Origin of the sequence: Streptomyces sp. SCL15-4 (genome assembly GCF_033366695.1) — a bacterium.
Taxonomy (GTDB): Bacteria; Actinomycetota; Actinomycetes; order Streptomycetales; family Streptomycetaceae; genus Streptomyces.
The window spans coordinates 5,468,648-5,495,170 of sequence record NZ_JAOBTQ010000001.1; the positions used below are offsets into that span (position 1 = coordinate 5,468,648).

The following is a 26,523-nucleotide window of genomic DNA, read 5'->3' on the forward strand; positions in this document are numbered from 1 at the left end:
CCCCATGCGTGATCTGCCCGTCCGGCGTCTCGCGTCCACCGTCCTCTGCGCGTCCGTCCTCGTCGGCATCACCGGCCCGGTGGCGCTCGCCGCCGACACGGCCGGGGAGCACGGGCGTACCGCGTCCCGGGCGTCCGTCCCGGCGGCGGAGAAGGACAGGCTGCTCACCCGGGCCAGGGCCCTCGGCCGTACGCACCCGGAACTGGGTCCGGTCGCCGAACTCCTCAGCCGGTCGCTGGAGGAGGGCAGACTCCCCGCCGGCGAGGCCGCAAGGCTGGGCGAGGCGGCGAAGGAGGCGATCACCAGGGCCGCCGGGACCGCCGGGGTCCCGAGGCCGGTCGCCCCGGCCGAACCGGCCGCGCAGCCGCAACCGGCCCCGGCGGTGAAGCCCGCCGCCCCCGCGTCCCCCGCCGGCCCCGCGAGCCCGGCCGCCCCGGTGACCGTCCGCCACGCGAGCGCCGGTGCCCCCATGGCCCGGGATGTCCTCGACGACACGATCGGCGCGCTGCTGACCGCGATCGACGATCTGGTGAAGTCGATCACCGACGAGGCAGCCGCGGCCCAGACGGCCGCCGACCAGATCACCGCCGATCAGACCGCCGCCGATCAGACCGCCGCCGACCAGACCGCCGCCGATCAGACGGCCGCCGACGAGTCCGACCAGATGCTGCCGTCCTTCGACGGCCTGCTGTCCGGGCTGTTCGATCTGCTGACGGGTCTCTTCGGCACCGGCGGTTCCGGACTCGCCGTGTCCGAGCTGCCCACGACGGCCACGCCCGCTCTCGTACCCGGCCTGGCCCCGACCGGCTGACACGGCGGACCCCGGCCATGTCCCCGGGGGATCTCATATGTCTTCCCAAGGCGGGGTTTCCGGCCCGCCCGGACCTCGTTGAACAGGGCGTCCGCATTCCCTGGGTGACGTGAGTTGCCAAGAAAGGAACACGATGAAGTCCCTCAAGGCCGCCGCCGTTGTCGCCGGTTCCGTGGCCCTCGCCGGCGTCACCGCACCCGCGTTCGCCTACGACGCCCAGCACCTGCCGCCCATGAGCCTCAACGGCGGCATCAACCACCTGCTCGCACACCCGCCCACCGCCAAGGACCTGATGCCGCTCCGGCACCAGTCGGACGCGCTCGACACCGAGAACAAGGACTCCGTGCTGAGCGGTGTCAAGGGCGCCACCGCGTCGCTCAACCAACGGCTGCTCGGCGGTCTGCCCCTGCGGCACTGACGTCCCGTCCCCGTCCCCGGCGCGTCCGGGACCCCGTCGCCCGATCGTGTGGCCGGGTCCCGGACGCTGCTCCGGATGGGTGAGAAGCCGCCGGGCCGCGCCCCGGCCCGTCGGTATGGTCGCGCGATGACCTCAGCATCAAGCGAAACCCGCCCCTTCCGCGCCGCCGACCTAGGCACGCTCGCGCTGCTCGCCTGGATGGCCCGGAACGAGGAGGGCACCGGCCGGACCCCTTGTCTGCTCGCCTGCTCCCTGGGCGACGGCCCGGGCGGCCCGGAGGTCGCGTCCGCCGCCGTCGCCCGGCTCCTCGACGACATGGACCTGCCCGTGGGCGGCGAGCCCGTGATCGGCATGGACCGGCCGAGCCTGAAGGTCCGCATGCTGGTCGTCGCCGGGCAGATCGTCCTGCAGATGCCGCAGATCAGCCGCCAGTGCACCCCGCCGGCGGACTGGCTGGGGGCGGTCGGCGAACTCGGCTACGCCTACTTCATGTTCACCACCCGGATCTGCCCGTCGGCCGGCCCGCGCCGCTCGGCCGAGGGACCGGAGCTGGCCGCGTTCGCCGGTTCACCCGAGACCACCAACGCCGCCGCACACGTCTATCTGCCCGCCGGCGGCCTGCGCGCCTGACACCCCGGCACCCCGGCAGGGCACTTCCGCCGGATTCTGCGCACCGCCCGGCGTCGGCGATGGGACTTCTGGACGAGCTGACTATTACGGCACCCGGGGGAATTGTGAGATGCGGGCCTTTTCCGCTCGTTACGCGGTACAGACGTCGAACCCCCGCATTCCGAAAGGCCCCGTACCCGACATGAAACCGACCACCCTCGCCGCCGTCGTCACAGGCCTCGCGGCCACCGTGGGAGCCGCCGGCCCCGCCGCCGCGGCCGGCACCGTCCCCGTCTCCCTGCCCCTGGGCGGCGTCTCCCGGGCCCTCGACATGGAGGTGCCCAGGCTCCGCGCCGAGGTGCCGCTGGTGAAGCCCGGCGTCCCCGACGGGCCCCGGTACGTCACCGGCCGCCTCTTCCCCGAGCGGACCCTGCCCCAGCTTCCGGTGCGCGGCGGGCTGCCCGGCCTGGACGGCAGGGCCCCGCTGCCGCGCCTCCTGGGCGACGACTTCGACCACCTCGACGTCCGGTCACCGGCCGGCGACGTACGGGCCCTCACTCCCGGCCTGGCCGTGGACCCTCCGCTGACCGCGCCCGACCCGGGCCGCTCCGGACTCCCGGCCACCAAGCTGCCCGAGGCCGGCCTCGTCGCCCCGGTCCTGCGGACCGTCGCCGACGGCACCCTGGCCACCGGCCCGGGCCGGTGACCAAGCCCCCCACGGCCCGCTCCGCCCCGCCCGCGGTGCCCGCACGACTCGTACGGCCCGCACGACTCGTATGGCTCGTATGGCGCTACGGCGGTGACCCCGCGCGCCCTCGGCCGGTTAGCCGGTACGGACATCAGCACCCGGACGAGGAGCGAACATGGTCGTCGGTGTCGGCGAAGTGGCAATGGGTCGGCGGGAGGCCGGGGCGGGGCCGGGCGGACGGTCCCGCAGAGAGGTGGCGCGGGGGCTGCTGGCCTCCGCCGCCGCGCTGGCGCTGACCCCGGTGGTGGCCGCCTCCCGGCCCGCGCGGCCGGCCGGCGGCGGCGCCTTCGACGAGACCTACCGGGGCCGCCGCATCCAGGGCGTGCCGGTGCCGGCGGCGGGGCGCGGCGTGGCCGCCGGCACGTGGCGGATCACCGTGGACGGCCGGCCGCTGCACCTGATGCGCCGGGCCGACGGCACCTGGCTCAGCATGGTCGACCACTACACGTCGTACCGGACACCGCTGGAGGCGACCCGGGCGGCCGTGGACGAGATGGGTCCCGGCCGGCGGCTGCGCGACCTGACGGCGACCACGGACGCCGCCGGACACTCCGGTGCCGGACACTCCGGTGCCGGACATTCCGGTGCCGGGCACTCCGGCGGCCACGCGGCGGCGGAGGGACGGCATGGCGTACGTGCGTAAGAACGTCGGCGCGCTCACCGCCGGGGAGCGGCGGCGGTTCGTGAACGCGCTGCTGGCGCTCAAGCGGCGCGGCGAGTACGACGAGTTCGTCCGGATGCACATCGACTACTACAGCGCCGACGGGGAGGCGGCCCTGCGCAGCGCCCACATGGCACCGTCCTTCCTGCCCTGGCACCGCCGGTTCCTGCTGGAACTGGAGCGGGCCCTGCGCCGGATCGACTCCTCGGTGACCGTGCCGTACTGGGACTGGACCCGGGACCGTACGACGACCTCCGTGCCGTGGACCAAGGACCTGCTCGGCGGCAACGGGCGCCGCTCCGACCGGCAGGTGACGACCGGGCCGTTCGCCTACGCGGCGGGCCACTGGACCATCAGGGAGGGCGTCACCGACGGCCGGTTCCTCACCCGGGACCTGGGCCGCTCGGCCGCGCCCCTCCAGCTGCCCACCCGGAGCGAGCTGCAGTGGGCCCTCGACGACCCCGTCTACGACGCCTGGCCCTGGGACTCGACCGTCCGCAAGGGCTTCCGCAACAAGCTGGAGGGCTGGGGGAGCGGCCGGGGCAGCGCCTCCTGGCACAACCACAACCGGGTGCACCGCTGGGTCGGCGGCGCCATGCTCGGCGGCGCGTCCGTCAACGACCCGGTGTTCTGGCTGCACCACGCCTTCCTGGACCTCCAGTGGCAGCGCTGGCAGCGGGCCCACCGCGGCCACCGCTATCTGCCGGCCGAACCGCCCCGGGCCGGCGACGCCCAGCACGGCCGGGTCGTGGCCCGGCACCAGAGGCTTCCGCCGTGGGACGAGACACCGGACCAGCTGGAGGACATGAGCCGGGTCTACCGGTACGCGTGAGCACGCGTGGCCAGGACACGGCAAGGCCCCGGCGCTCGGAGTGCCGGGGCTCTTGTCCGCGGGGTGCCGGGCAGTTCAGCGGCTGTAGCCGTTGTCGCCGTACCCGCCGTTGTCGTGGTGGCCGGGCTTGACCTCCTTGCTCACGTTGGCGCAGGTGTTGCCGAAGGCCGGGTTGAGCAGGCCGACGATGTCGATGGTGTTGCCGCACACGTTGATCGGGATGCCGATCGGGACCTGGATGACGTTGCCGGACACCACGCCCGGCGAGCTGACGGCCGCGCCGTGGGCGTCCGCGTCGGCCAGGGCCAGTCCGGACCCGCTGACCACCACGGCGCCGGCGCCGAGGGCGACGGCGGCCGCCTTCGTGATGCGAGACATCACGTTCTCCTTCTGTAGCTGAGGCTGGGATGTGCGCGACGGCAGCAGGCCGCCGCACTTCCCGTTCAACGGCGTCGCGCGGGGCGGGTCACGGTGATCGGCGGGGGATCACTCTTTCAACGGCAGGGCGCGGGGCCGCACCGCCGTCCCGGCGGCCGTGCACGGCGAAGCGCCGGCCTGAGGCGGCCGGACGGGAAGATGGGCTGTTCGTGTGAGGCCCGGACGGCGTGGTGTTGACCCGCGTGCGGTGCCCGCCGCGCCGGACCTCAGGGGAGCCGTCGTAGCGGGGAGCCCGCCAGGTACGCCTGGATGTTCTCCACGGCCTGGCCGTAGTACGTCGTGTAGTTGGCGCGGGAGACGTAGCCGAGGTGGGGTGTGGCCAGGAGGCGGGGCGCGGTGCGCATCGGGTGGCCGGCGGGCAGCGGTTCGATGTCGAAGACGTCCACGCCGGCCCCGGCGATCCGGCCCTCGCGCAGCGCGGCCAGCAGCGCGTCCTGGTCGACGATGGCCGCGCGGGAGGTGTTGACCAGATAGGCGGTCGGCTTCATCAGGGCGAGTTCGGCGGCGCCGACGAGACCGCGGGTGCGGTCGCCGAGGGCCAGGTGGACGGAGACGAAGTCGCTGCCGGCGAGCAGTTCCTCCTTGGAGGCGGCCAGTTCGACACCGGCCTCGTCGGCGCGCTCCTCGGTGAGGTTCCGGCTCCACGCGCAGACCCGCATCCCGAAGGCGAGCCCGACCCGTGCCACCCGGCTGCCGATCCTGCCCAGCCCGAGCAGCCCCAGCCGGCGGCCGTGCAGATCGGCGCCGACGGTCGACTGCCAGGGGCCGCCCGCGCGCAGCGCGTTGTTCTCCTGCACGATCCCGCGGGCGAGGCCGAGCAGCAGCGCCCAGGTCAGCTCGACCGGCGGGGTGCCCGAACTCTCCGTACCGCACACGGTGACGCCCTGCGCCTCGGCGGCGGCGTAGTCGATGACGCCGTTGCGCATCCCGGAGGCGATGAGCAGCTTCAGCCGCGGCAGACGGGTGATCAGGGAGGCGGGGAAAGGGACGCGTTCGCGCAGGGTGACGACGATGTCGTAGTCGGCGAGGGCCGCGGCGAGGGCGTCCTCGCCGTCCAGGTGCTCGCGCAGCGCGACGACCTCCACCCGGTCCCCGAGCCCCGACCAGTCGGCCATCTCGGCGGCCACCTGCTGGAAGTCGTCCAGCACCGCGCAACGAAGCCGCACGCTGTCACCCCCCTCTTCCGGAGCACGACTCTACCGATCACCGGGACTGCGCCGCCGACGCACCCGCCAACCACCGCGGCAGGCAGGTCAGTTGGTGCACGAACAGTGGCACGTTCCACCGAAGTGAGGGATGCTGGAGGGGCCCCAGCTGACCAGCGGAAACATCGCGTGTCCCGGCTCTGCTCACCGAGCCGGGCGTTTTGCCGGCCGGGCGGCAGGTCGTGATCCATGGACAGGGTGACTTCTCAAAGGGGGAGCCATGGAAGAAGCGCGTCCGCAGCGGCTGGTGTTCGCCGTCGAGGTGCACCGCAGGAGCGCGGGTGACTGGCGCGTGCAGGCCGTCACCCCGAGCTGGTTCTACGGCTACCACGCCGCCGACGCCGCCGTGCAGGCCTTCGACCGCTACATGGCCCACTACCGGCAGACGGTGGCGGACCTGGTCGCTCCCGGGGCACCCGCCCTGCGCATTCTCGTCCGGGTGCAGGGCGCCGACGGCCGGCCCGTGGTGTTCATCCTGCGCAGCGTCCTGGAGCACAAGGTGCGCAGGGACGCCGGCCGCCGCCGCGAGGCCCTGGCCCGGCTGGAGGAGGCGACGGAGGCGCTCCAGTCCTCGCTGCGCGACGCGGCCGCGGCCGGCGTCCGCCAGGCGGACCTGGCCCGTATCTCCGGCTGGAGCAGGGAGACGCTGCGGAAGCTGAACCGCGGCGAGCGGCCCGAGGAGGCGGGCCAGGGGTCGTAGCGCGTCGGAGTCCTGGCCGAGCGGCCCCCATGCCCCGGCCGGCCGCGCCCGGCGGAGCGGTACCCCGGTGCGAGGGCTGGAGCATCGTGCCCGGGCTCACCGTGTGCGTCGTGGACCGGCCCGCCCTGCTCTCCTCGGACACGACCCGCGGCGGGTTCCTGCCGACTGCAGGCTGATCGCCGTAGAGCCGTGAAGCCGTGAGCCGCAGAGGGGTGGAGGCCGGCGGGTGGCGAGGCGCTTGGCCCGGGTGCGACGCGTGTCGGGCCGGAAGGGAAATGACCAGCGTTCGCGCTGGTCAGTGGATGTGAGCGCCCCCGGCAGGACTCGAACCTGCGGCCAAGCGCTTAGAAGGCGCCTGCTCTATCCACTGAGCTACGGGGGCCGGGTGGGGTGGCCTCGTGCCTGGTGGCCTGGTGGGGGCCGATCCGTGACGTTGCCGGGGTCAAGGATAGGGCTCCCGGTTCCTTGACCCTGTCGCCTCGCCTCCGTGGCTCGATGTGGAGGTTCGGTGAAGCGGTCCTGATAATCGCAGGCAGGTACGAATCGTGCATCGCTTTTGGCCCCTGAGGCGCCGGGTGTTGTGCACTCGTTATGCCTGGACTGTGCCAGTGTCCCACTCGTCCCTTCTGCCCGTTCTGTTCCGTCGGCGCGCAGACATGTCCATATGCTTCAGAATTCCCCTAAAATTGGGCATTCTTCGCATGTGGTGACCTTGGACGTACGGCCTCAGCTGCTCGACACACTCTCCGCACTGCGCGACCGTGTTGCCGCCGCACGCTTTCCGCTGCCCCTGGCCGGGGCGCCACGCGCGCGCGCCAACCGCGACGAACTCCTCGCGCAGCTCGACGACTATCTCGTACCCCGATTGCGGCACCCCGAGGCGCCGTTGCTCGCCGTCATCGGCGGCTCCACCGGGGCGGGAAAGTCGACGCTGGTCAACTCCCTCGTCGGCCGGCGGGTGAGCGAGGCGGGCGTGCTCCGGCCGACCACCCGGACACCGGTCCTCGTCTGCCATCCGGAGGATCATCACTGGTTCAGCGGCATGCGCGTGCTCCCCGCCCTCACCCGCGTATGGACCCCCGACCGGGACCCGGCCGAGGAGTTTCCGCCCACCGAGGACGACCACGCGCGCGTACTGCGCGTCGAGACGGCCGACACCCTCCCGCGCGGCCTCGCCCTCCTCGACGCCCCCGACGTCGACTCCCTCATCGCGGACAACCGCGTCCTCGCCGCGCAGCTGATCTGCGCCGCCGACATCTGGATCATGGTCACCACGGCCGCCCGCTACGCCGACGCCGTCCCCTGGCACCTGCTGCGCACCGCCAAGGAGTACGACGCGACCCTCGTCACCGTCCTGGACCGGGTGCCCCACCAGGTCGTCTCCGAGGTCTCCCGGCAGTACGGCGCCCTGCTCACCAAGGCCGGGCTCGGCGACGTACCCCGCTTCACCGTGCCCGAGCTGCCGGAGTCCGCCTGGGGTGCCGGACTGCTGCCCGCCACCGCCGTCGCGCCCCTGAAGAGCTGGCTCGCCCACCACGCCCAGGACCCCGCCGCCCGCCAGCACGTCATGGCCCGCACCGCCTACGGCCTCCTCGACTCGCTGAAGGCCCGCATGCCCGAGCTGGCCGGCGCCGCCGCGGCCCAGTACGCGGCGGCCCTCCGGCTCACCTCCGCCGTGGACGCCGCCTACGACAGCGAGCACGCGCGCGTGCGCAGCCGCCTGCAGTCCGGCGCCGTCCTCGCCGGCGACGCCCTCAAGCGCTGGCGCGCCTTCCCCCTGGACTGCACCGCCGGCGAACTACTCGACGCCCTCGTGGAGAGCCTGGCCGCGCTGCTGCTGTGCGCCGTCACCGCCGCCGACGAGCGCGTGGACGACGCCTGGCGGCGCGAACCCGCCGCCCGCGCCCCCGAGCTGACCCCCCGCGGCACCTCCCTGCAGAGCGCCGAGCACCGCATCGGGCTCGCGGCCCGGCGCTGGCGGCGCGAGCTGGAGGAGTACGCCGAGGACGAGGTACGGGTCCTGGAACGCACCGGCGCCCCCGATCCCGAGGTCGTCGCCGCCCTCGTCGCCACGGCGGTACTGGGCGGGCGCCGGGCGCGTACCGCCGGCGAGGGGCTCGCCGAGCGGCTCGGCGCACACGGTGTGCTCCGGCTGCGCGACCGGGCCGGACGGCTGCTCGCCGACCACGTGGACCGCGTCATGCACACCGAACGCGAGCGGCGCCTCGCCCCGCTCGACGCCCTGGACGTCCATCCCGAGCCCCAGGCCGAACTCATCGCCGCGCTGTCCGTACTGCAGAAGGAGAGGTGACCGATGACCGCCGTCACTGACCAGGACCACACGGAGCACACCGACCACATGAGGCGCACCGACAGCGGCAGCGGCGACACCGGGTCCCTGGAGCACGGCGGTCGCGCCGGCGCGGGCCCCGCGGACGGCACCGGGCGCGCGCGCCTGAACCCGGTGAAGGAGGCAGGCGGGGACGACGCCCTCCCCGCGCCCCAGGGCAACGGCGAGGACGACGGGGGCGGGGGCGGAGGCGGAGGCGGCGGTGCGGGCGTCCTGCACGCGCGCGTGCGGGACGAGCACGGCGACGGCGGCCCGACCACCGGCCGGGAGGGTCCCGCGCGCGTACGGGACGACAACGCCGACCGCGAGCAGGACCAGCCGGACCAGCCGGACCAGCCGGACCAGCAGGACCAGCAGGACCAGCAGGACCAGCAGGACAGCACCGACCACGACCACGGCCGTGGCGCCGAGCAGGACGGCGGTCGTGGCGCCGAGCACGACGGTGGCCGTGGCGCCGAGCACGACGGTGGCCGTGGCGCCGAGCGTGAACACAGCCGTAGCGCGGACCGTGAACACAGCCGTGACCGTGACCGCGATCGCGGTCACGGTCTCGGTCGGGAGGCCGACCGTGAGCGGGACGGTCACGCCGTACGGGACCCCGACCGCGACCGTGACCGGCGCGCCGTACAGGAGCGTGACCGGCGTGCCGAGCACGGCGGCAGCGCGGACCCGGACCGTCCCGCGCGCGGCCGTGGCGCCGGGCAGGGCGTCTCGGTGCCCCGTCCCCACCCCCCGCACTCCGCGAAGCCCGGCGGTGCCACGCCTCCCAAGACGGCCGCCACCGCGGGCGCCGCCACGGACGGCGACTCCGCCACCCCCACGGAGACCTGGGACGACGGTCTCATCGCCCGGCGCGTCACCGAGGCCGGCTCCGCCGCCCTCGCCGCCGAACGCGCCTCCGCCGCGGAGCAGCCGCACCGCGGGCCGGGCGCGCACGTCCCGGTCCCGCTGGCGTACGACGGCCCGCTGCGGTCCCGGCTGAACGCCCTGCGTGAACTCGTGGGACTGTCCAGGACCCGGCTGGACAGCCACACGCTCGCCGAGGCGGGCCGGGTCCTGGACGAGGCCGCCGCCCGCCGCAAGCTCTCCGGCCGGCACACCGTCGTCGCCCTGGCCGGTGCCACCGGCAGCGGCAAGTCCCAGCTGTTCAACGCGCTCGCCGGGGTGGCCATCTCGGAGACCGGCGTACGCCGTCCGACCACCGCCGCGCCCATCGCGTGCAGCTGGAGCGACGGCGCGGCGAGCCTCATCGACCGGCTGGGCATCCCGGGCCGGCTGCGCCGCCGCCCCATGCACAGCCCGGACAACGAGGGGCAGTTGCGCGGGCTGGTCCTGGTCGACCTGCCCGACCACGACTCCGCCGCCGTACAGCACCGCGAACAGGTCGACCGGATCCTGAAGCTCGTCGACGCGGTGATCTGGGTGGTCGACCCCGAGAAGTACGCCGACGCCATGCTGCACGAGCGCTATCTGCGGCCGATGGCCGGTCACGCGGAGGTCATGTTCATCGTCCTCAACCAGGTGGACCGGCTGCCCGGTGACGCCGCCGACCAGGTCCTGGACGACCTGCGGCGGCTGCTGGACGAGGACGGCATCGCGCTCGGCGAGCACGGCGAACCGGGCGCCACCGTGCTCGCGCTGTCCGCGCTCACCGGCGAGGGCGTCGGCGAACTGCGCGAGACGCTCGGCCAGTTCGTGGCGGAGCGCGGCGCGGCGGCCCGCCGGGTGGCAGCCGACCTGGACGCCGCCGCGGTCGGACTGCGGCCCGTGTACGCCACCGGGCGGCGGGCCGGCCTCACCGAGGAGGCGCGCGAGGAGTTCGCCGCGCGGCTGGCGGACGCGGTGGGCGCCACGGCGGCGGGCGAGGCCGCCGAACGGGCGTGGCTGCGCAACGCCAACCGCGCCTGCGGCACGCCCTGGCTGCGGCTGTGGCGCTGGTACCAGGGCCGCGGCGAGGCCACGACGGGCCGCCACGCGGCCCGTACCCAGGCCGACGAGGAGGCGACGGCCCGCCAGCGGGTGGAGCAGGCGGTCCGTACGGTCTCCGACCGGGCCTCGGCCGGGCTGCCCGCGCCGTGGGCGCAGGCGGTGCGCGAGGCGGCCGTACGCGGCTCCCAGGGGCTGTCCGAGGCGCTGGACGCCCTGGTGGCGCGGGCCGGGCTGCCGCCGGGCCGCCCGCCGCGGCCGGGCTGGTGGCCGGCGGCGGTACTGGTCCAGGCGGCGATGACGCTGCTGCAGATCGTGGGCGGCGGATGGCTCACGGGACAGATCGCCGGGCTGATGGCACCCAACCTGGGCGTTCCGGTGCTGCTGATGGTGTGCGGGATCGTCGGCGGGCCACTGGTGGAGTGGGGGTGCCGGATCGCGGCCCGGGGGCCCGCCCGGCGCTACGGCCAGGAGGCGGAACGGCGCTTGCGGGAGGCGGCGGCGAGCTGCGGCCGGGCCCGGGTGCTCGATCCGGTGGCGGCGGAGCTGCTGCGGTACCGGGAGGTGCGGGAGCAGTACGGGAGGGTCGCCCGGAGCAGGGCCGGGGTGGTGTGAGCGGCCTGGGGGTGGTGTGGGGCCGGGATGGAGCGGGGGCTGGGGGAGAGCGGCTCGGGTGGTGCGGGGCCTGTTGGCCTGTTGAGGGGGCTGCGGGAGTGGGTTCCGGGTGGTGCGGGGGCCGGGGGAACGGCTGGGGTCTCACCCGTGCGGGTGGCGGAGTTGTCCACAGGCGGGCGGCCGTCCACAGCGCCCGGCGGTCTCGGCCCGGCGGAGGCAGTCTGAGGGCACGGCGATCGCGGGGCGGTCCGGCCGCACAGGCGGCGGGCGGTTCCGGTGATCGGCGGGACGTGCGGGCGCGTACGGCAGTCGTACGCGCCGGCACGGCAGACGCAGCCGTACGGGACGGGCCCGTACGTGTGTCCGCCCGGCCGGAAGCGCGCGGGCGGGGGAGGGGAGCGAGACATGAACGAGACCATCGTCTGTGTGGTGGGCAACGTGGCGACCCAGCCGGTCTACCGCGAGTCGGCGGCGGGTCCGTCGGCCCGGTTCCGGCTGGCGGTGACCGCGCGGTACTGGGACCGGGAGAAGAGCGCCTGGACGGACGGGCACACCAACTTCTTCACGGTGTGGACCAACCGCCAGCTCGCGGTCAACGTGGCCGCGTGCGTGGAGGTGGGCCAGCCGGTCGTCGTGCAGGGCCGGCTGAAGGTGCGCACGGAGACACGGGAGGGACAGCAGCCGTGGGCCTCCGCCGACATCGACGCCGTGGCGATGGGCCACGACCTGACGCGCGGTACGGCGCTCTTCCAGCGCGCGGCCAGGCCGGACGCACCGCCCGCGGCGACCCGCCCGGAACCGAACTGGGAGACACCGCGCCCACCGGACCCCAGGGAAGAACAAACGGACCAACAGGCGCCTGATCCGGTATCGGTGACGTGACGTCAGGTGTGTCGATGACGGTGCGTCACGTGCCGTCGGTGATGTGCCGTCATGTGCCGCAGGTGACGTGTGCGCCAAGCCACCGGAATCGCTTCCGCCGCTTGCCGAACTGCCCGAACGTGCCGTGGGAAGCGGTGGATTTGTCGATATGGCCAGCTCGTGGACGGGGCCGGCGATAACGATTGCGGATCGGATCGGCCATCGGATGATCAGACCGACGGGTCGGACTCCGAGTGATCCATAGGATGCCGGGCGTGCCCCTAGGGGGCTGCCGATTTCTGCTGGTGGGACCGTCCCCCACGTCCAACGGGTCCTGCTCGAAGGGGAATTCTGTGCTTGCTGCGCTCTCTGGGCTGTGCCGGTCCACCGGAACGGCCCGCCTGGCCGCCGCCGCCACGGTGTCCGGCCTCATGGCGGCCGGTGTGCTGTCCGGCGCCGGTACGGCGGTGGCCGACGAGGCGCCGCGGTCCGGAGGCGGGGCGACGGCCACCAACAACGGCCTGAAGACCTACGGCGAGGCCGTGATCCACGAGGACGGCGGCGACCGGCGGGTCTCGGCGGGCCTGTTCGAGATGTCCGTGGACGGCGGCGGCACGCTCCAGACGTACTGCGTCGACCTGCGCAACCCGACCCAGCGTGACGCCCGCTACCAGGAGACGTCCTGGAGCGGCACCTCGCTGGGCACCAACAAGGACGCGGGCCGGATCCGCTGGATACTCCAGCACTCCTACCCCCAGGTCAACGACCTCGCCGCACTGGCCCGGAAGGCGGGCACGCACGGGCTGACCGAGCAGGACGCGGCGGCCGGCACCCAGGTGGCCATCTGGCGCTACTCCGACGGCGCCGACGTCGACGCCGTTGACCCGCAGGCCGAGAAACTGGCCGACTACCTCCAGAAGAGCGCCCGGCGCGTCGCCGAACCACGGGCCTCGCTCACCCTGGACCCGCCCGCGGTCGCCGGCCGGCCGGGTGAACGGCTCGGCCCGGTCACCGTGCACACCGGCGCGAGCGCGGTCACGGTGAGCCCGTCGGCGGACGCGGCCACCAGCGGAGTGCGGATCGTCGACAAGAACGGCAAGGCGATCACCGCGGCGAGGAACGGCAGCCGGCTGTACTTCGACATCCCCGAGGACGCGGCGGACAGCACGGCCGAGCTGACCGTGCAGGCGTCCACGACCGTGCCGGTGGGCCGGGCGTTCGCCTCCGAGAGCCGCAGCCAGACGCAGATCCTGGCCGGCTCCAGCGAGTCGACCGTCTCCGCCACCGCGACGGCCGACTGGGCCGCCGAGGGCGCGATACCGGCGGTGTCGGCCCGCGAGAACTGCGCCAAGGGCGGGGTGGACATCACCGCGGTCAACAAGGGCGACCAGCCGTTCACGTTCCAGCTGATGGGTGCCGTCCACACGATCCCCGCGGGCGCGACCCGCACGGTGACCGTGCCGCTCCAGGAGGACCAGGCCTACGATTTCACGATCACCGGCCCCCACGGACTCAGCCGCCGCTTCACCGGCGTCCTGGACTGCAAGATCCAGGGCGCGGTCACGACCCAGACGGCCCGGCTCCCCAACGAGCCCGGCCCGGCCTCGGTCGGCGGCAGCGCCGTGGAGACCACCGACCTGGCCGCGACCGGCGGCTCCGCCATCACTCCGCTGATCGCCGGAGTGGCCATCGGCCTGGTGGTGATCGGCGGCGCGGTCCTGGTCGTCCTGCGCAGGAAGGACACGACGCCGGAGGCGTGAGGGGCCGGGCGGGCCGATGGCGCGGGGCGGAGAAACGGCCCCGCCCCGTGAGTTCGGGCCACCGTGAGTTCGGGCGGCCGTGAGCCCTGGCGACGGTGCGCCCGGCCGCCCGGTATCGATCGCGGTGCGCGGGAGATTGAAGCGGCCGGGACCCGGGCCGCTGAGCCGCCGGGACCTCCGGACCGCCGGGACCCCGGGCTGCCGGGATCCCGGCCGTCAGGATCCCGGTGCATGGGTCCCGGCGCCTCTTCAGCAGCCGATCGGTGACGAGCCGACGGCCACGTCGTCGAACCACAGGGTGTCGTCGCCGGTGCCGTAGCTCTCCCAGCCGAGCCGGAGGGCGGTCGGCCGTGGCGGGGTGGTCCGGGAGAGCCACTGCTGGTCGATGTCCTGGGTCGGTACGCCGTCGGCGTGCAGCCCGGGCACCTGCTGGTCGCCCAGCCAGGTGTCCAGCTTGGGCGCGGAGGTGTCGACGGCGAACCGCAGGCACTGCCAACTGCCCGTCGGCAGCGGCTTGCTCAGCGCCACCCCGGCCGGGCTCTGCGCGGGGAGCGTGGCGTCGTCGCTCTCCCGGTTCCACTGCAGGGCGCCGTTCTGACCGCCGACCCTGAGCGCCCGGCCGCCCTGGGAGCTGTCGGGCATCGAGACGAAGGTGACATGGGAGGAGGGGAGCGCGGTGGTGTGCCGCACCCACATACGGACATACAGCACCGGGCCGGCCGTCGACAGGTCGGTGGTGGCGGCGACGAAGGCGTGGTTGCAGTAGCCGGCCCGGCCGTCCACCCGGATCGACCTGGTGCCGCTGTGCGCGACGGCCGTGTCGACGCTGGCCGTGCCCGTGCCCTGGCAGTCGGGCGCGGTGAAGCGCCAGGCGCCGGAGGGTGAGGTGCCGGCCTGGTCCTCGAAGTCGGCGCACAGGACGGCGCTGCCGCAGCCGGCCGGCGGCTGGGTGGGCGGCGGGGTGCCCGGTGTGGTGGGCGGTGTGGTCGGCGGCTCGGTGGCGTCACCGCCGCAGGAGACGCCGTTGAGGCTGAAGTCGGTGGGCGCCGGGTCGGCGGACTGCCAGGTGCCCTGCACACCGAAGTCGGCGGCGGCACCGCTGGGCAGGGCCGCGTTCCAGTCCGTGCCGGCGGCGGTCACGGAACGGCCGGTCTGGGTGACGGTGGCGTTCCAGGCGGAGGTGATGCGCTGGTCGCCGCCGTAGGTCCAGGTGAGCCGCCAGGCGCTGAGGGCGGAGCCGAGGTTGGTGACGCGGATCTGGGCGGTGTAGCCGCCGGACCACTCGTTGACGGTGTAGTCGACCTTGCATCCGGCGGCGGCTGCGGTGCCGGCGCCACTGGCGGGCGCCGCGACCAGGAGGGACACCGCCAGCCCGATGAGGGCCACGGCTGCCGTCAAGGGTCCGCGCACCCATCGCGGGCACCGCGCGGGCAGTAGGGGCATGTGCTGCTCCTGGGGAGGTGGGGAGGTGGGGAGGGCGGGGGAGGGGGGAGGGGGAGGGGCCCCCGTCTGGGAGCGCTCCCAGACGGGGGGACGCGACCCGGTCGGCGCCGGGTCGCGTCCGGTGGGGTGGTGAGGCCGGTGAGGGCCGGGATATGGGCCGGGATATGGGCCGGGGTCAGCGGAAGTTCACGTCACTGCACAGGAAGTAGGTCTGGTCCATGTGCGAGGCCTGCCAGATGGTGTAGACGACGTGGCGGCCGGTGTAGCCGGACGTGCTCACGGGGATCGAGTAGTTCTGGCTGGGCGCGTACCGGCCGGTCTTGGTGACCAGTTGCAGGTCCTGCCAGGTCAGCGGCTGGGTGGTGGGGTCGAAGCCCTGCCGGGTGACGTAGACCAGGAAGTAGTCGGCGCCGTGGCTGGCCTGGTCGTAGAGCTTCACGGTGAAGTTGGAGCTGATGTCGGTGGTCTTCCAGGGGCCGACGGCGTCGAGGGCGTTGTAGCGGCCGCTTTCGGTCTGGCCGCCGCTGCACAGCTGTCCGTTGGGGATGACGGCCTGGAAGTTGCCGGCGGAACCGTTGCGGTACAGGCCGTTCCAGTTCCACATCGCGTTGGGGTTGGCCTGCCAGGCCTGCCAGCACATGGGGTCCTGCTGGGCCATGGCCGGGTTCTGGAAGTCGCTGCCCCAGCGCTGCCAGCAGCCGTAGTTGCGGGAGGCGGGGTCGATCACCGAGCCGTGCGCGGAGGCGGTGCCGCCCCAGGTGATCAGGCTGATCAGTACGCCGACGAGGGTGCTCAGGACGAGCGTGAGCCGACGGCCGGTGCGGTGAGGTGCATGCTCATGACAATGCATTGCGGGTTGCTTCCTGTGGGGGACGTCTTCGCTGTGGGGGCCGGGATGCGTGGGAGCGCTCCCGCGCATCCAGGCTGCGCGGCCCGCACCAAGGCGGCAACGCCTTGTTTCCGCCAAAACTGAGGCCTCCGCCCCTGGGGCAAACCTCTATAAATAGCTCGGAATCTCACGCCGCGTCCTCGACTGGGCACACCGAAGCCGTCGGTGAACTCCGTGTGGGAGGCGAGTGGCGAGTTCGCTTCGGCCGGGAGGGGGGAGGGTACGCATCAGGGGTGTGTGCCGAGTGCGAGTCGGGGTCGAAGCGGGGTGAAACCGACGAGGCCGAGTGCGAACACGCCAGGCTTGACCGTTGTCACGGTGTGAGCCTTGGGCCTGCCTGCCGTAGTCGTTCGGCTGAGACGGCGTCAGCCGGTGCCTGACCCAGAGGGAACCGCAACCGAAACAACAGCCGTGAACCGCCATGTCTCCGGCGGCAGACCGGCCGCGGCAGCGTGCTGCTCTCAGTTCGTTTCGTCCTGCCGCTGCCAGACACGAGGCCAGTTGCCGGACGGTGGAGGGGGCCCCGCGATGCCCAGGTCACGCCGTGCGAGAGCGTAGAAGTCATCACGTGCCCGGCTCATGTGCCCGACTGCCCTCTCCCAGCCGGCAGGGTCATCCTTCAAACCGCGCGCGTAAAGTTCGACGTTCCACACGGCTTCATGCCACTTGCGAGCTGCCGCGATAGTCTCCGCATCCCCGACGAGCAGCACCGTTTCCCACTCGGCCGCACGCCGCGCCTCGGCCTCGGCGAGCTGTGCCAGGCCCTGCTCCGGATCCAGCGGGTCCACAGCGTGCTGGAACCCCCGTGCGGCCCCTATGCGCTGTGCGATGTTGATCTGATGCTTCAGGCTGTTCGCGTAGGACGCGTAGGTGTCCAGTCTCTTCTGGTCCCAGCGTTCGGCTCTTGCCCGTCGCCACCTGCTCCGTTCCGTGAGGCTGGTTGCCACGTAGGAGCCGATGGCTCCCACGAGAACGCCGGCCAGAGCAGGCAACTGCTCCCACAACGTTGATCCCCCATCACTGACGCGGACGGTCGGAGAAACAGCGACGCCAAGCAGTCACCGGCAGCGGAGTATCGACCGGCCGGCGACGCTGACCGGTCGTGGCACGAGTCGACGGCGGCGGCGGGAGCGGGCCCGGACAGGACTCATGAATCGGGTGACGCCGAGGGCCGGCGTCATTCCTCGCGGTGCTGAGCGAACACCCGCTGCTGTTCGTCCCGCCAACTCCAGTCGGCCGGCCGGGAGAAGGGCAGGCTTCGGGCAAGGCCGGAGAACTGGTCGGATGGCTCGCCGGTGGCCTTGTTCACCACGATCGCCGAAAGCATCGGTGCTCGTCCGTCCTCGTTGTGCCGGAGGCAGACATCCTTGAGCAGATACGTCATGACTCCGCGGTGAGGCGGGATGGAGTCGAAGCCTTGTGCCGCCAGTTCGGCGCTCAGTTCCCCGTACGTGATGGTCCGTCCCTGCCGGGCCTGCTTCCGCAGGATGTCCACGGCGGCCTCGACCGCTGCCGGGTACTCCGGGTCCTTGATCCTCACGGTCCCTCCCCCATCTGGTGGACACTGGTCAGCCTGCGCATCGTACCGGCCGGGCACCGTCCCGGTGCGGCTTCGAACAGACGAATAGGCCGACCAGCCCCCGAGCCCGCTCCACCGCACGTCACAGGCTCAGCGACCGTCCGCAGACACCAACCCGGGCTTCCCGAGCCGAGAACGAGTCCTGCCTACGGCATCGGCTGCCCGGGCAACGGGCGCGCCCAGACTTCCGACGCCTCTCCGTCGCCTAACCAGCCGCACAGAATCCGAGCTTCCCAAGCCGAGAGCGCGAGTTCGGTTCTCGGAACCCCCTCCAGAGCGAAGGCCCAGTGCAAAGAGCCGGGCCTTGTTGTTGTGGTGATCAGTGGCCGTGTGTCAGATCCGTGGCAGAAGGCTTGTCGGTCGCCTTCTCGGTCGCCTCCGCCCGAGTCTTGCGAACGGTGGCGTCGTGGTCGGCGAGGGTGGCGCCGGGCCGGGTGGAGAGGATGTGCGCGGTGTGGCGAAGGCCGTAGGGCTGGACGTCTTGCGGAGTGCCCGTGGTGTTCCGCGTCGCGCCGGCCGGCGGGTGACGTCGCGCCGGAGAGCGGCTGTTGCGTGCCCGCCCCGTCGTGCGGGCGCGACGCCTGCGCGATGCGACCGCGGTACTCGAAGCCGCCTGGTTCCAGCCTGCGCATGATTTCGGCTCGCACATCATGTGAGAGGCATTGACGTCGTTCACCTGATCCTTATCATCCACTCTGCTCGGCATCTCGATCGTTGTTCGTCATATCGAACATGATGGTCGTGTCGCGGTCCGCACGACCAACCGGACACCCGCTCGCTCAAGGAACACGAGGTCTCCATGCGCAGACGTAGTTCTCACCGCCGACATCTGTCCGCAGGGCTCGCCGCCGCGGTCGCGGCCATGGTCTGGCTGGCGGCGGTGCTCGTCGCCGGCCCGGCCCAGGCGGCCACCAGCGGGGCCTTGCGCGGTGCCGGTTCCGGCCGGTGTCTCGATGTGCCGGGCGCCGGCCGGACGGACGGCACAGCCCTGCAGATCTGGGACTGCACCGGCGCGGCCAACCAGCAGTGGACACTGACGGACGGCAACCAGCTGACCGTGTACGGCAACAAGTGCCTGGACGTGCCGAGCCATGCCACCACGGCCGGTACCCGGGTGCAGATCTGGAGCTGTAGCGGCGGCGCGAACCAGCGGTGGCGGGTGAACAGCGACGGCACGATCGTGGGCGTGGAGTCCGGGTTGTGCCTGGACGTCTCGGGAGGCGGGACGGCCAACGGCACGGCGGTGCAGATCTGGAACTGCACCGGCGCCGGCAACCAGAAGTGGACCGGCCTGTCCGGGGCGGGCACCACGTGTTCCCTTCCCTCGGCCTACCGGTGGACCTCGACGGGTCCGCTGGCCCAGCCGGCGAACGGGTGGGTCGCGCTGAAGGACTTCACCACCACGACGTACAACGGCAAGCACCTGGTCTACGCGACGGCCTCTGACGGATCGTCCTGGAAATCGACGGGGTTCAGTCCCTTCACGAACTGGTCGGACATGGCGACGGCCACCCAGACCGGGATGAGCCAAGGCGCGGTGGCACCCCAGCTCTTCTACTTCGCGCCCAAGAAGACCTGGGTGCTGGCCTCGCTGGGATGGGGCACCGCCTGGCCCTTCACCTACCGCACGTCCAGCGACCCCACCAACCCCAACGGCTGGTCCGCGCCGCAGCCGTTGTTCACCGGCAGCCTCTCCACCGGCACCCCGATCGACCCGACCCTGATCGCCGACGACCAGAACATGTACCTGTTCTTCGCCGGCGACAACGGCAGCATCTACAAGTCGACCATGCCGATCGGGAACTTCCCGGGCAGCTTCGGCTCCTCGTACACCACGGTCATGAGCGACACGGTGAAGAACCTGTTCGAGGCTCCGCAGGTCTACAAGGTCCAGGGCCAGAACCAGTACCTCATGATCGTCGAGGCTCGGGGCGCGACCGAGCAGCGCTTCTTCCGCTCGTTCACGGCCTCCAGCCTGAACGGACCGTGGACCCCGCAGGCCGCCACCGAGAACAACCCCTTCGCGGGCAAGGCGAACAGCGGTGCGACCTGGACCAACGACATCAGCCACGGTGACCTGGTCCGCGACAACCCCGACCAGACCATGACCGTCGACCCCTGCAACCTGCGGCTCCTCTACCAGGGCTACGACCCCGGCACGCCGAAGGACACTCCCTACATCCGACTGCCGTACCGGCCGGGCGTGCTCACCCTGCAACGCTGACCCGCCCGGTCCACGGTGATCGACGTGGTGCGGTCCGCCGGCGAGTGGACGAGTGGACGAGCGGTCCACGGCGTGGGCGACTCCACCCGCTGACCGATACGCACCGGTCCGAGGGAACCCCAGCCGCGCGTCGGCTGGGGTTCCTCTCTTGTCGAGACCTCGTCACCGGGCGAGCCGCAGGAACGCGTCGAGCATGTCCTCGCGCGCCGCCCAGCGGGTCCAGGAGCACGGCTGCCGCGCCGCGGAATCCCGGTCGCCGGCCGTGCGGGTGCCGTACGACGGCGGGCGCACCTGTGACGACACGGCACCACGAGGTGACCGCGGAAAGTTCCCGGCTCGGGGCAACCCTTTGCGGAGCCTGTGACCACAAGGGATCGGACCAGCCGGTTCCGGTGTCTGGTCCGTTCGCCCCTGGTATGAGCTAGGCAAGGAGCACACCTCCCCATGAACCACCCCACGAGCCGCGGGCGCCGCGGGCGTCACCGCCGGCGCTGGGCCGCGACCGGTCTGCTGCTCGGCGTGCCCGCCATCGTCGTGCCGTTCCTCCTGTTCGCGCAGGAGGACTCGCAGGCCGCGACGGTCGACGGCAGGGCCTACTACCGCCTGGTCTCCGTGCGCAGCGGCAAGACGTTGGACGTCAACGGCTTCTCCACCGCCGACGGCACCCGTATCCAGCAGTGGACCGACCAGAACACCGCCAACCAGCAGTGGAGGCTGAAGCCCGCCGGGGACGGCTACTACGAGCTGGTGAACCGCAACAGCGGCAAAGTGCTGGGCATCAAGGGCGGTTCCACCGCGGAGGGGGCCGTCGCCGAGCAGCAGACCGACACCTCCTCGCCCTCCCAGGAGTGGAAGATCGAGGAGGCGGGCGGTTCCGGCGCCGTCACCTTCACCTCCCGCAGGAGCGGCCAGGTCCTGGACGTCTCCGGGGGCTCCACGGCCGACGGCGCGGCGGTCGTCCAGCATCCCGGCACGGGCCGCACCGAGCAGCAGTGGAAACTGGTGCGAGCGGCCGAGAGCCGGACGGCCGGGACCGGCGGGGCGCGGACCACGGCCGCGGCCGGACCGTATGTGTGGAAGAACACCCAGGTGGTGGGCGGCGGTTACGTCACCGGGCTGGTGTTCAACCCGCGCGAGAAGGGTCTGCTGTACGCGCGCACCGACATGGGGGGCGCCTACCGCTGGGACACCGCGGCCGAGCAGTGGATCCCGCTGACCGACTGGGTCGGCGAGAAGGACTGGAACCTGCTGGGCATCGACTCGCTGGCCACCGACCCCGTCGACTCCAAGCGGCTCTACCTCGGGGCGGGCACCTACACCAACGAGTGGGCCGGTAACGGCGCCATCCTGCGCTCCACCGACCGGGGCCGCACCTTCCAGCGCATCGATCTGCCCTTCAAGCTGGGCGGCAACGAGGACGGCCGCGGGGCGGGCGAACGGCTCGTGGTCGACCCCGCGGACCATCGCACCCTGCTGCTGGGCACCCGTAAGAACGGACTGTGGCGCAGTACCGACTACGGCGGCACCTGGCGCCAGGTCTCCTCGTTCCCCGTCAAGGACGGGGCGGGCAGCGGCGCGGGCATCTCCTTCGTGACGTACGGCCCGGCCGGCAGCAGGACGGTGTACGTCGGCCTCGCCGACAGGTCCGTCCCCCTGTACCGCTCCACCGACGGCGGCAGCACCTGGCAGGCCGTGTCCGGTCAGCCCACCGGCCGGCTGCCGCAGCACGGCGTGGTCTCCGGTGACGGCTCGCTGTACCTGACGTACACCGACAACCTCGGACCCAACGGCGTGACGGCGGGCTCGGTGTGGAAGTACACGCCGGGCAGCGGGACATGGAAGGACGTCTCCCCTTCCCGGGGCTCGTACGGGTTCTCCGGCCTGGCCGTCGACCCGCGCAAGCCGTCCACGGTGATGGTCACCACCCTTGATCGCTGGTGGCCCGAGGACGAGGTCTACCGGACCACCGACGGCGGTACGACCTGGAAGGCGCTGGCCCCGATGTCGGTGCGGGACGCCTCCGCCGCCCCTTACGTCGGCACCCACACCGGGCACTGGATGACCGCCCTGGCCATCGACCCCTTCGACTCCGGGCATGTGCTGTACGGCACCGGCAACGGCATCTGGCGCAGCGAGGACGCCAACGCCACCGACAGCGGCGGCACCAGCCACTGGAGCGTGGGGGCCAGGGGACTGGAGGAGACCGCGCTGGCGGACGCGATCGCCCCGCCCGGCGGCGCCACCGTCATCACCTCGATGGGCGACCAGGGCGGTTTCCGTCACGGCTCCCTGGCCGAGGTGCCCGCCGGGCGCCTGAAGAACCCGCTGATGAGTAACAGCAGCGACATCGATTTCGCCCAGTCCAAGCCCTCGGTGATGGTCCGTGTCGGCCGGGGCGGCGCGCAGGACGGCGCCTACTCCACTGACGGCGGCGGCAGCTGGAAGGGCTTCCCGGCGGAGCCGGTGGCCGGCGCGGACAGCGGCCACGTCGCGCTCGCGGCGGACGGCTCCGCCATCGTCTGGACGGAGGCCGGCCAGGCCCCGTACCGCTCGACCGACAAGGGCGCGAGCTGGTCCAAGGTCAGCGGCCTGGGAACCGGTGCCGTGGTCGTCGCCGACCGCTCCTCGGCCAGTACCTTCTACTCACTGGCCGGCGGCACGCTCTACGCCAGCACCGACGGCGGCGCGAGCTTCACCGCCCGCGCCACCGGCCTGCCCGCCGCCGGCCGGCTCTCGGCCGTCCCCGGTGTCGCCGGGGACCTGTGGATCGCCGGCGACGGCAAGGGGCTGCTGCACTCCACCGACGGCGGCCGCACCTTCACCACGCTCACCGGGGTGCGGTCCGCCTCCGCCCTCGGCTTCGGCAAGGCCAAGCCAGGCGCCTCCTACCAGGCCCTCTACCTGATCGGCACCGTCAAGAACGTCACCGGGGTCTTCCGCTCCACCGACAAGGGCGCCACCTGGCTCCGCGTCAACGACGACGCCCACCAGTGGGGCGGCATCGGCGCCGCCGGCATCATCACCGGCGACCCCGACACCTACGGCCGCGTCTACATCGGTACCAACGGACGCGGCCTCCAGTACGGCGACCCGTCCTGACACAGGCGCCCCGGCGGGGCCGCAGGCACCGACCGCCTGCGGCCCCGGCACGGACCTGCGCGCGGAGGGGGCCGGGTCCGCGACGGCGGTGCCAACGCGTGCCCGGCCGGCCGGCGCGTTCGCCGTCGTCGCCGACAGCGGCCGGGGTTCGTGCGGCCCGTCCGGCGGTGGCCGACGTCCGCCGATGGCCGGTTCCCGGTGATCTGCGCCGAGTCGTCCCCGGGTCCCGCGAGGTCGCACGAGACGGGCCAGCGCCGACCGACAGTGACCGGTGCGCCACTGCAGTCAGTGGAGAAGGCCCAGGTCACAGGCCCCGGATGATACGGGTTAACACCCAAGGCTGGCGTTCAGGCAAGATGGGGTGTTACTTGCCAGGGGAGGGCACGAAAAGGGCCCCTCACCAGCGGTTTCTTCGCCAATGAGGGGCCGTGTCAGGCGACTCGGGCCGTCTCTGGGCCGTCGTCCGCCTCCCGGCCGTCGTGAGCGTGACCGGCCGCCCGGTACATCGCGGAGATGGCCTTCCGGGTCCGGGTCTCACTCGACGGCATGAGGTGCGTGTAGACGCGGAGGGTGAACCCTGGGTCGCTGTGGCCGAGGTAGAGACTCAGGGCCTTGATGCTCTCCCCGGCGTCCAGGAGGACCGAGGCGTAGAAGTGGCGGAGCGCGTGCATCCCGTGCTCACGGGCAGATGCGTAACGCTCACCCTTCTCCGGCACCGGGATGATGCCGGCGGAGGCCAGCGCAGGCTTCCATGCCTGGTCGTTGAACCCCTGGCTCCAGATGGCGGCGCCGATGCCGCTCGTGAAGACGAGACGGTGTGTGACCTTGGGGCCGGTCGGCGTCAGCCAGGGCAAGTTCACCTCGACGGGCGGGAAGTGCTCCATGTGCTGGCGGAGGGCGGCCGACACCTCGGGGTCGAGGGGGACGTCACGGAGCTTGCCGCGCTTGGGCGGGGCGAAGACGAGCGTGCCGCGAACCTTCTTCACCTGTTGGCGGACGTACAGCCAGCCCAGATCCCCGATGTTGTCGACGGCCAGGCCGAAGATCTCCCCCTGCCGCAGGCCGCATCCGGCGCCCAGGTCGACCATGGCCCGGTACCGGTCAGGCAATCCGGCCCGCACACCGAAGACCTCTTCCACGGACCACGGACGGACGCGTGTAGGCGCGGGACGAGGTGCCTTGACTGATCGGACCCTGCACGGGTTCGAGGCCAGCAGACGGTCATCCACGGCCGCGTTCAGCACGGAGGACACCGCGTCGAAGATGAGGCGCCGGTACTGGGGCGAGGCCACGGCCTCTTCCAACCGGCGGTTCCAGTCGCGGATGTGTTCGGGCTGGAAAGAGCCGATGGGGCGAGAGCCGAGGTACGGCAGGGCGTGAAGACGTAACCTCCCTTCGACGGCTGCCCGGCTGGTCAGGTCAGTGGTGAGCGCGGCGATCCACCGTTCCGTGTACTCCCGGAAGGTGATCCGCGCGGCTCGCGGGTCGATGTACTGCCCGCGCGCCATGTCCGCTTCGATGTTGGTCAACCACTGGTCGGCAAGCCGCTTCTGTTTGTCTGGAAAGCTCTTGGACTTCTCCGTGCCGTCTGGGGCGACGTAGCGAGCGCGATAGCGCATGCCCGTGCCGTAGCGCTCGGTCTTGACCTTGTGCGGCTTGCCGTCCGGGCCCTTCTCGACCCTGAACCAACGATCTTGGATATGTCCGGCCATCAGGCAGCAGCTCCCTTGATCTGGGACTCGACCCATGCGCGTACGTCGTCCGGGTCGAAGCGGAGATGCCGGCCGACCCGGAATCCTCGCGGACCGGTGCGCTTGCGGCGCCACTGGTAGACCGTCTCGACGCTGGGCAGCTCGAACATCTCCACCAGGTCGTCAGGAGTGAGGAACCGCGAGGGCAGGGCGCGCGGTTCGGCTTCCGCCTTCGCGTTGCGTCGGTCAGCCACGAGTGGGTTCTCCTTCCGTTCCGGGGGCGGGGTCGAGGGATGCGGCGAGCCAGGCTTCGGTGTCGGACAGGCCGGTGCCGGCGAAGACCCAGTGGGCGAGGACGTACGTCGTGTCTGCCGGGCGTTCGTCGGTTGTTGCTTGGGCGCGGCGCCATGCGGCGCGGGCGTCGCGGAGGGCGCCGAGGGTGGTGGAGTAGCGGCGGGACTTGGTGGAGAAGTGGCCGCGGAATCCGAGCATGTGGGCCCAGGCGCGCAGGCGGAGGTGTTCGAGGTCCTTGCGGGCGCCGAGGGTCCAGGCGGTGCGGATGAGGCGGCGGGCGTGGTCGCTGATGTCGAGCTGGGCGAGTTCGGCGGCGAACTTGAGTGGCCGGTCGAGGGCGCCCGTCGCGGTTTCGGCGCCCTTGGTGGCGTACTTGGCGATGTACGCCGCCACGGCGCGCTCGGTCAGCTCCTGGCCGTCGTTGAAGTCGGCGGAGCGGATGGTGCGTATGTCGAGCTGACGGCCGAAGGTGAAGGTGTGGGCGCGGCCGTCGATGACCGGGCCGTCGACGCGTGCCCTGGTGGCTGCCGCGTGGATGGCGTCGGTGAGGAGTTCGGCGGTGGCCCAGGGCGGGGGCGGGGTGTCGGCGCCGCCGGGGCCGTCGAGGCGGATGACCGCGTGGAAGTGGACCGCTCCACGCTTCTGGTACTCGGCGACCTTGGCGAAGGACACGCGGGCGTGGTCGCGGAACCGGCGCTGTGACAGGCCCGCGCTCTTGGCGACCTCCCGGCGGAGGTGGATGGAGAAGCGGCGCCAGAGCTGTCCGGCGTGGGCGTTCCAGAGGACGGCGGCTTCGTAGTCGTAGGTGTCCGGGTCGAGTGGGGTGCCGAGTGTGGTGTCGACCTGGTCGTGGTGGGTGCCGCAGCGGCAGGGGCGGCCGTCGGTGCGGCGGTTGTGGACCGGGCCGAAGCCGGGGGCGGTGAAGGTAGCGAAGACGCGGGGGTGCGCGGCGACGTGTTCGGGGGTGCCTTTGCCGCCGCGCAGCCCGGCGGTGATCAGGTGGAAGGTGTCTCGGCGGTAGACCTCGGCGCAGGCCGGGCAGCGGGTGGTGCGGCGGTTGTTGCAGCGAACGAGGAGTTGGCCGGCCGGGAGGGTGGTCGAGTCGAGGTGGTGGAGGACGCGGCCGATCTCTCCGGTGGTGGTGTCGATGTCGTACTCGGTGCGGTGGCCGTCGAGGCGGATCGGGTGGGTGCAGCCGCCGAGCCCGGAGAGCTGCCGCAGGATGCCCGGCAGGTTGCCGTTTTCGGCCAGCCTCGCGAGTTCCGGGAGCGGGGGCGGGGTGGTGCGGGTGAAGATGGCGGTCTCCTTCTGACTGGATCGGTCAGGGGTGATGGGCCCGGGGCGGCCGGATGCTTGGCCGTGTCGCGGCC

24 protein-coding genes and 1 tRNA gene are annotated in these 26,523 nt (G+C 72.5%); 13 read left to right on the forward strand and 12 right to left on the reverse strand.

From position 1 onward, the window contains the following. Positions 1 to 4: 4 nt before the first annotated feature. The 6 genes from SCK26_RS24490 (at position 5) to SCK26_RS24515 (ending at position 4,079) form a co-directional block, all read left to right on the forward strand. Entirely contained in the window at positions 5 to 811 is an 807-nt protein-coding gene (locus SCK26_RS24490; RefSeq protein WP_318203472.1) for a hypothetical protein, read from the forward strand. Positions 812 to 944: 133 nt separating this feature from the next. After that, positions 945 to 1,229 (forward strand): hypothetical protein, encoded by a 285-nt coding sequence (locus SCK26_RS24495; RefSeq protein ID WP_318203473.1) that lies wholly within the window; start codon positions 945 to 947, stop codon positions 1,227 to 1,229. Positions 1,230 to 1,355: 126 nt separating this feature from the next. Next, positions 1,356 to 1,859 carry a DUF5949 family protein gene (locus SCK26_RS24500; RefSeq protein ID WP_318203474.1) on the forward strand — a complete coding sequence of 168 codons (504 nt, stop codon included), beginning with the start codon at positions 1,356 to 1,358 and terminating at the stop codon, positions 1,857 to 1,859. A 181-nt stretch (positions 1,860 to 2,040) separates the two neighbouring features. After that, positions 2,041 to 2,544 (forward strand): hypothetical protein, encoded by a 504-nt coding sequence (locus SCK26_RS24505; RefSeq protein ID WP_318203475.1) that lies wholly within the window; start codon positions 2,041 to 2,043, stop codon positions 2,542 to 2,544. 157 nt (positions 2,545 to 2,701) lie between these two features. Continuing rightward, positions 2,702 to 3,229 carry a tyrosinase family oxidase copper chaperone gene (locus SCK26_RS24510; RefSeq protein ID WP_318203476.1) on the forward strand — a complete coding sequence of 176 codons (528 nt, stop codon included), beginning with the start codon at positions 2,702 to 2,704 and terminating at the stop codon, positions 3,227 to 3,229. Beyond that, positions 3,213 to 4,079: a tyrosinase family protein gene (locus SCK26_RS24515; RefSeq protein ID WP_318203477.1), complete on the forward strand. Its 867-nt coding sequence runs from the start codon at positions 3,213 to 3,215 to the stop codon at positions 4,077 to 4,079. Before SCK26_RS24510 ends, SCK26_RS24515 begins: the two co-directional genes overlap by 17 nt. A gap of 75 nt (positions 4,080 to 4,154) precedes the next feature. Here SCK26_RS24515 and SCK26_RS24520 read toward each other — a convergent pair whose 3' ends face one another. Then, on the reverse strand, positions 4,155 to 4,457 hold the full coding sequence (locus tag SCK26_RS24520) for a chaplin (RefSeq protein WP_318203478.1): 303 nt from the start codon (positions 4,455 to 4,457) through the stop codon (positions 4,155 to 4,157). 266 nt (positions 4,458 to 4,723) lie between these two features. Next, entirely contained in the window at positions 4,724 to 5,683 is a 960-nt protein-coding gene (locus SCK26_RS24525; protein WP_318203479.1) for a D-2-hydroxyacid dehydrogenase family protein, read from the reverse strand. 259 nt (positions 5,684 to 5,942) lie between these two features. On the opposite strand from SCK26_RS24525, the gene SCK26_RS24530 reads away from it, so the two are divergent. After that, positions 5,943 to 6,422 (forward strand): hypothetical protein, encoded by a 480-nt coding sequence (locus SCK26_RS24530; protein WP_318203480.1) that lies wholly within the window; start codon positions 5,943 to 5,945, stop codon positions 6,420 to 6,422. A 309-nt stretch (positions 6,423 to 6,731) separates the two neighbouring features. On the opposite strand, the gene SCK26_RS24535 is transcribed toward SCK26_RS24530, so the two are convergent. Beyond that, positions 6,732 to 6,804 (reverse strand) — tRNA-Arg (locus tag SCK26_RS24535). 321 nt (positions 6,805 to 7,125) lie between these two features. Here SCK26_RS24535 and SCK26_RS24540 point away from each other — a divergent pair. The 4 genes from SCK26_RS24540 (at position 7,126) to SCK26_RS24555 (ending at position 13,934) form a co-directional block, all read left to right on the forward strand. Beyond that, positions 7,126 to 8,733 carry a dynamin family protein gene (locus SCK26_RS24540; RefSeq protein WP_318203481.1) on the forward strand — a complete coding sequence of 536 codons (1,608 nt, stop codon included), beginning with the start codon at positions 7,126 to 7,128 and terminating at the stop codon, positions 8,731 to 8,733. A gap of 3 nt (positions 8,734 to 8,736) precedes the next feature. Further along, positions 8,737 to 11,313 carry a GTPase gene (locus SCK26_RS24545; RefSeq protein ID WP_318203482.1) on the forward strand — a complete coding sequence of 859 codons (2,577 nt, stop codon included), beginning with the start codon at positions 8,737 to 8,739 and terminating at the stop codon, positions 11,311 to 11,313. 405 nt (positions 11,314 to 11,718) lie between these two features. Beyond that, complete coding sequence (locus tag SCK26_RS24550) at positions 11,719 to 12,195, forward strand: single-stranded DNA-binding protein (protein WP_318203483.1); 477 nt, start codon at positions 11,719 to 11,721, stop codon at positions 12,193 to 12,195. 410 nt (positions 12,196 to 12,605) lie between these two features. Then, entirely contained in the window at positions 12,606 to 13,934 is a 1,329-nt protein-coding gene (locus tag SCK26_RS24555) for a Cys-Gln thioester bond-forming surface protein (RefSeq protein WP_318206081.1), read from the forward strand. 249 nt (positions 13,935 to 14,183) lie between these two features. Here SCK26_RS24555 and SCK26_RS24560 read toward each other — a convergent pair whose 3' ends face one another. From SCK26_RS24560 to SCK26_RS24580, 5 genes are all read right to left on the reverse strand, one after another. Continuing rightward, positions 14,184 to 15,377 carry a cellulose-binding domain-containing protein gene (locus SCK26_RS24560; protein WP_318203484.1) on the reverse strand — a complete coding sequence of 398 codons (1,194 nt, stop codon included), beginning with the start codon at positions 15,375 to 15,377 and terminating at the stop codon, positions 14,184 to 14,186. Positions 15,378 to 15,552: 175 nt separating this feature from the next. Further along, a complete protein-coding gene (locus SCK26_RS24565; RefSeq protein ID WP_318203485.1) occupies positions 15,553 to 16,227 on the reverse strand; it encodes a lytic polysaccharide monooxygenase in 675 nt (224 codons plus the stop codon). A gap of 500 nt (positions 16,228 to 16,727) precedes the next feature. Next, positions 16,728 to 17,270, reverse strand: a complete 543-nt coding sequence (locus SCK26_RS24570) for a hypothetical protein (RefSeq protein WP_318203486.1) — start codon at positions 17,268 to 17,270, stop codon at positions 16,728 to 16,730. A 173-nt stretch (positions 17,271 to 17,443) separates the two neighbouring features. Then, a complete protein-coding gene (locus tag SCK26_RS24575; protein ID WP_318203487.1) occupies positions 17,444 to 17,806 on the reverse strand; it encodes a hypothetical protein in 363 nt (120 codons plus the stop codon). 358 nt (positions 17,807 to 18,164) lie between these two features. After that, on the reverse strand, positions 18,165 to 18,521 hold the full coding sequence (locus SCK26_RS24580; RefSeq protein WP_318203488.1) for a hypothetical protein: 357 nt from the start codon (positions 18,519 to 18,521) through the stop codon (positions 18,165 to 18,167). Between the two features lie 123 nt (positions 18,522 to 18,644). On the opposite strand from SCK26_RS24580, the gene SCK26_RS24585 reads away from it, so the two are divergent. Then, on the forward strand, positions 18,645 to 20,069 hold the full coding sequence (locus SCK26_RS24585) for a non-reducing end alpha-L-arabinofuranosidase family hydrolase (RefSeq protein WP_318203489.1): 1,425 nt from the start codon (positions 18,645 to 18,647) through the stop codon (positions 20,067 to 20,069). 162 nt (positions 20,070 to 20,231) lie between these two features. Here SCK26_RS24585 and SCK26_RS24590 read toward each other — a convergent pair whose 3' ends face one another. Then, positions 20,232 to 20,372, reverse strand: coding sequence for a hypothetical protein (locus SCK26_RS24590; RefSeq protein ID WP_318203490.1), 141 nt, complete (start codon positions 20,370 to 20,372; stop codon positions 20,232 to 20,234). Between the two features lie 141 nt (positions 20,373 to 20,513). On the opposite strand from SCK26_RS24590, the gene SCK26_RS24595 reads away from it, so the two are divergent. After that, the gene (locus SCK26_RS24595; protein ID WP_318203491.1) at positions 20,514 to 23,168 is read left to right on the forward strand and encodes an RICIN domain-containing protein; all 2,655 of its coding nucleotides are present in this window, start codon (positions 20,514 to 20,516) and stop codon (positions 23,166 to 23,168) included. Positions 23,169 to 23,599: 431 nt separating this feature from the next. Here the strand turns inward: SCK26_RS24595 and SCK26_RS24600 are convergent, their stop codons facing one another. Genes SCK26_RS24600 through SCK26_RS24610 form a run of 3 tightly spaced genes read right to left on the reverse strand, consistent with a single transcriptional unit; the run spans position 23,600 to position 26,386 of the window. Beyond that, positions 23,600 to 24,880 (reverse strand): site-specific integrase, encoded by a 1,281-nt coding sequence (locus tag SCK26_RS24600; protein ID WP_318203492.1) that lies wholly within the window; start codon positions 24,878 to 24,880, stop codon positions 23,600 to 23,602. Continuing rightward, entirely contained in the window at positions 24,880 to 25,113 is a 234-nt protein-coding gene (locus SCK26_RS24605) for a helix-turn-helix domain-containing protein (RefSeq protein WP_318203493.1), read from the reverse strand. The genes SCK26_RS24600 and SCK26_RS24605 overlap by 1 nt, the downstream gene beginning before the upstream one ends. Next, positions 25,106 to 26,386 (reverse strand): replication initiator, encoded by a 1,281-nt coding sequence (locus SCK26_RS24610; protein ID WP_412080865.1) that lies wholly within the window; start codon positions 26,384 to 26,386, stop codon positions 25,106 to 25,108. Before SCK26_RS24610 ends, SCK26_RS24605 begins: the two co-directional genes overlap by 8 nt. Between the last annotated feature and the right edge of the window lie 137 nt (positions 26,387 to 26,523).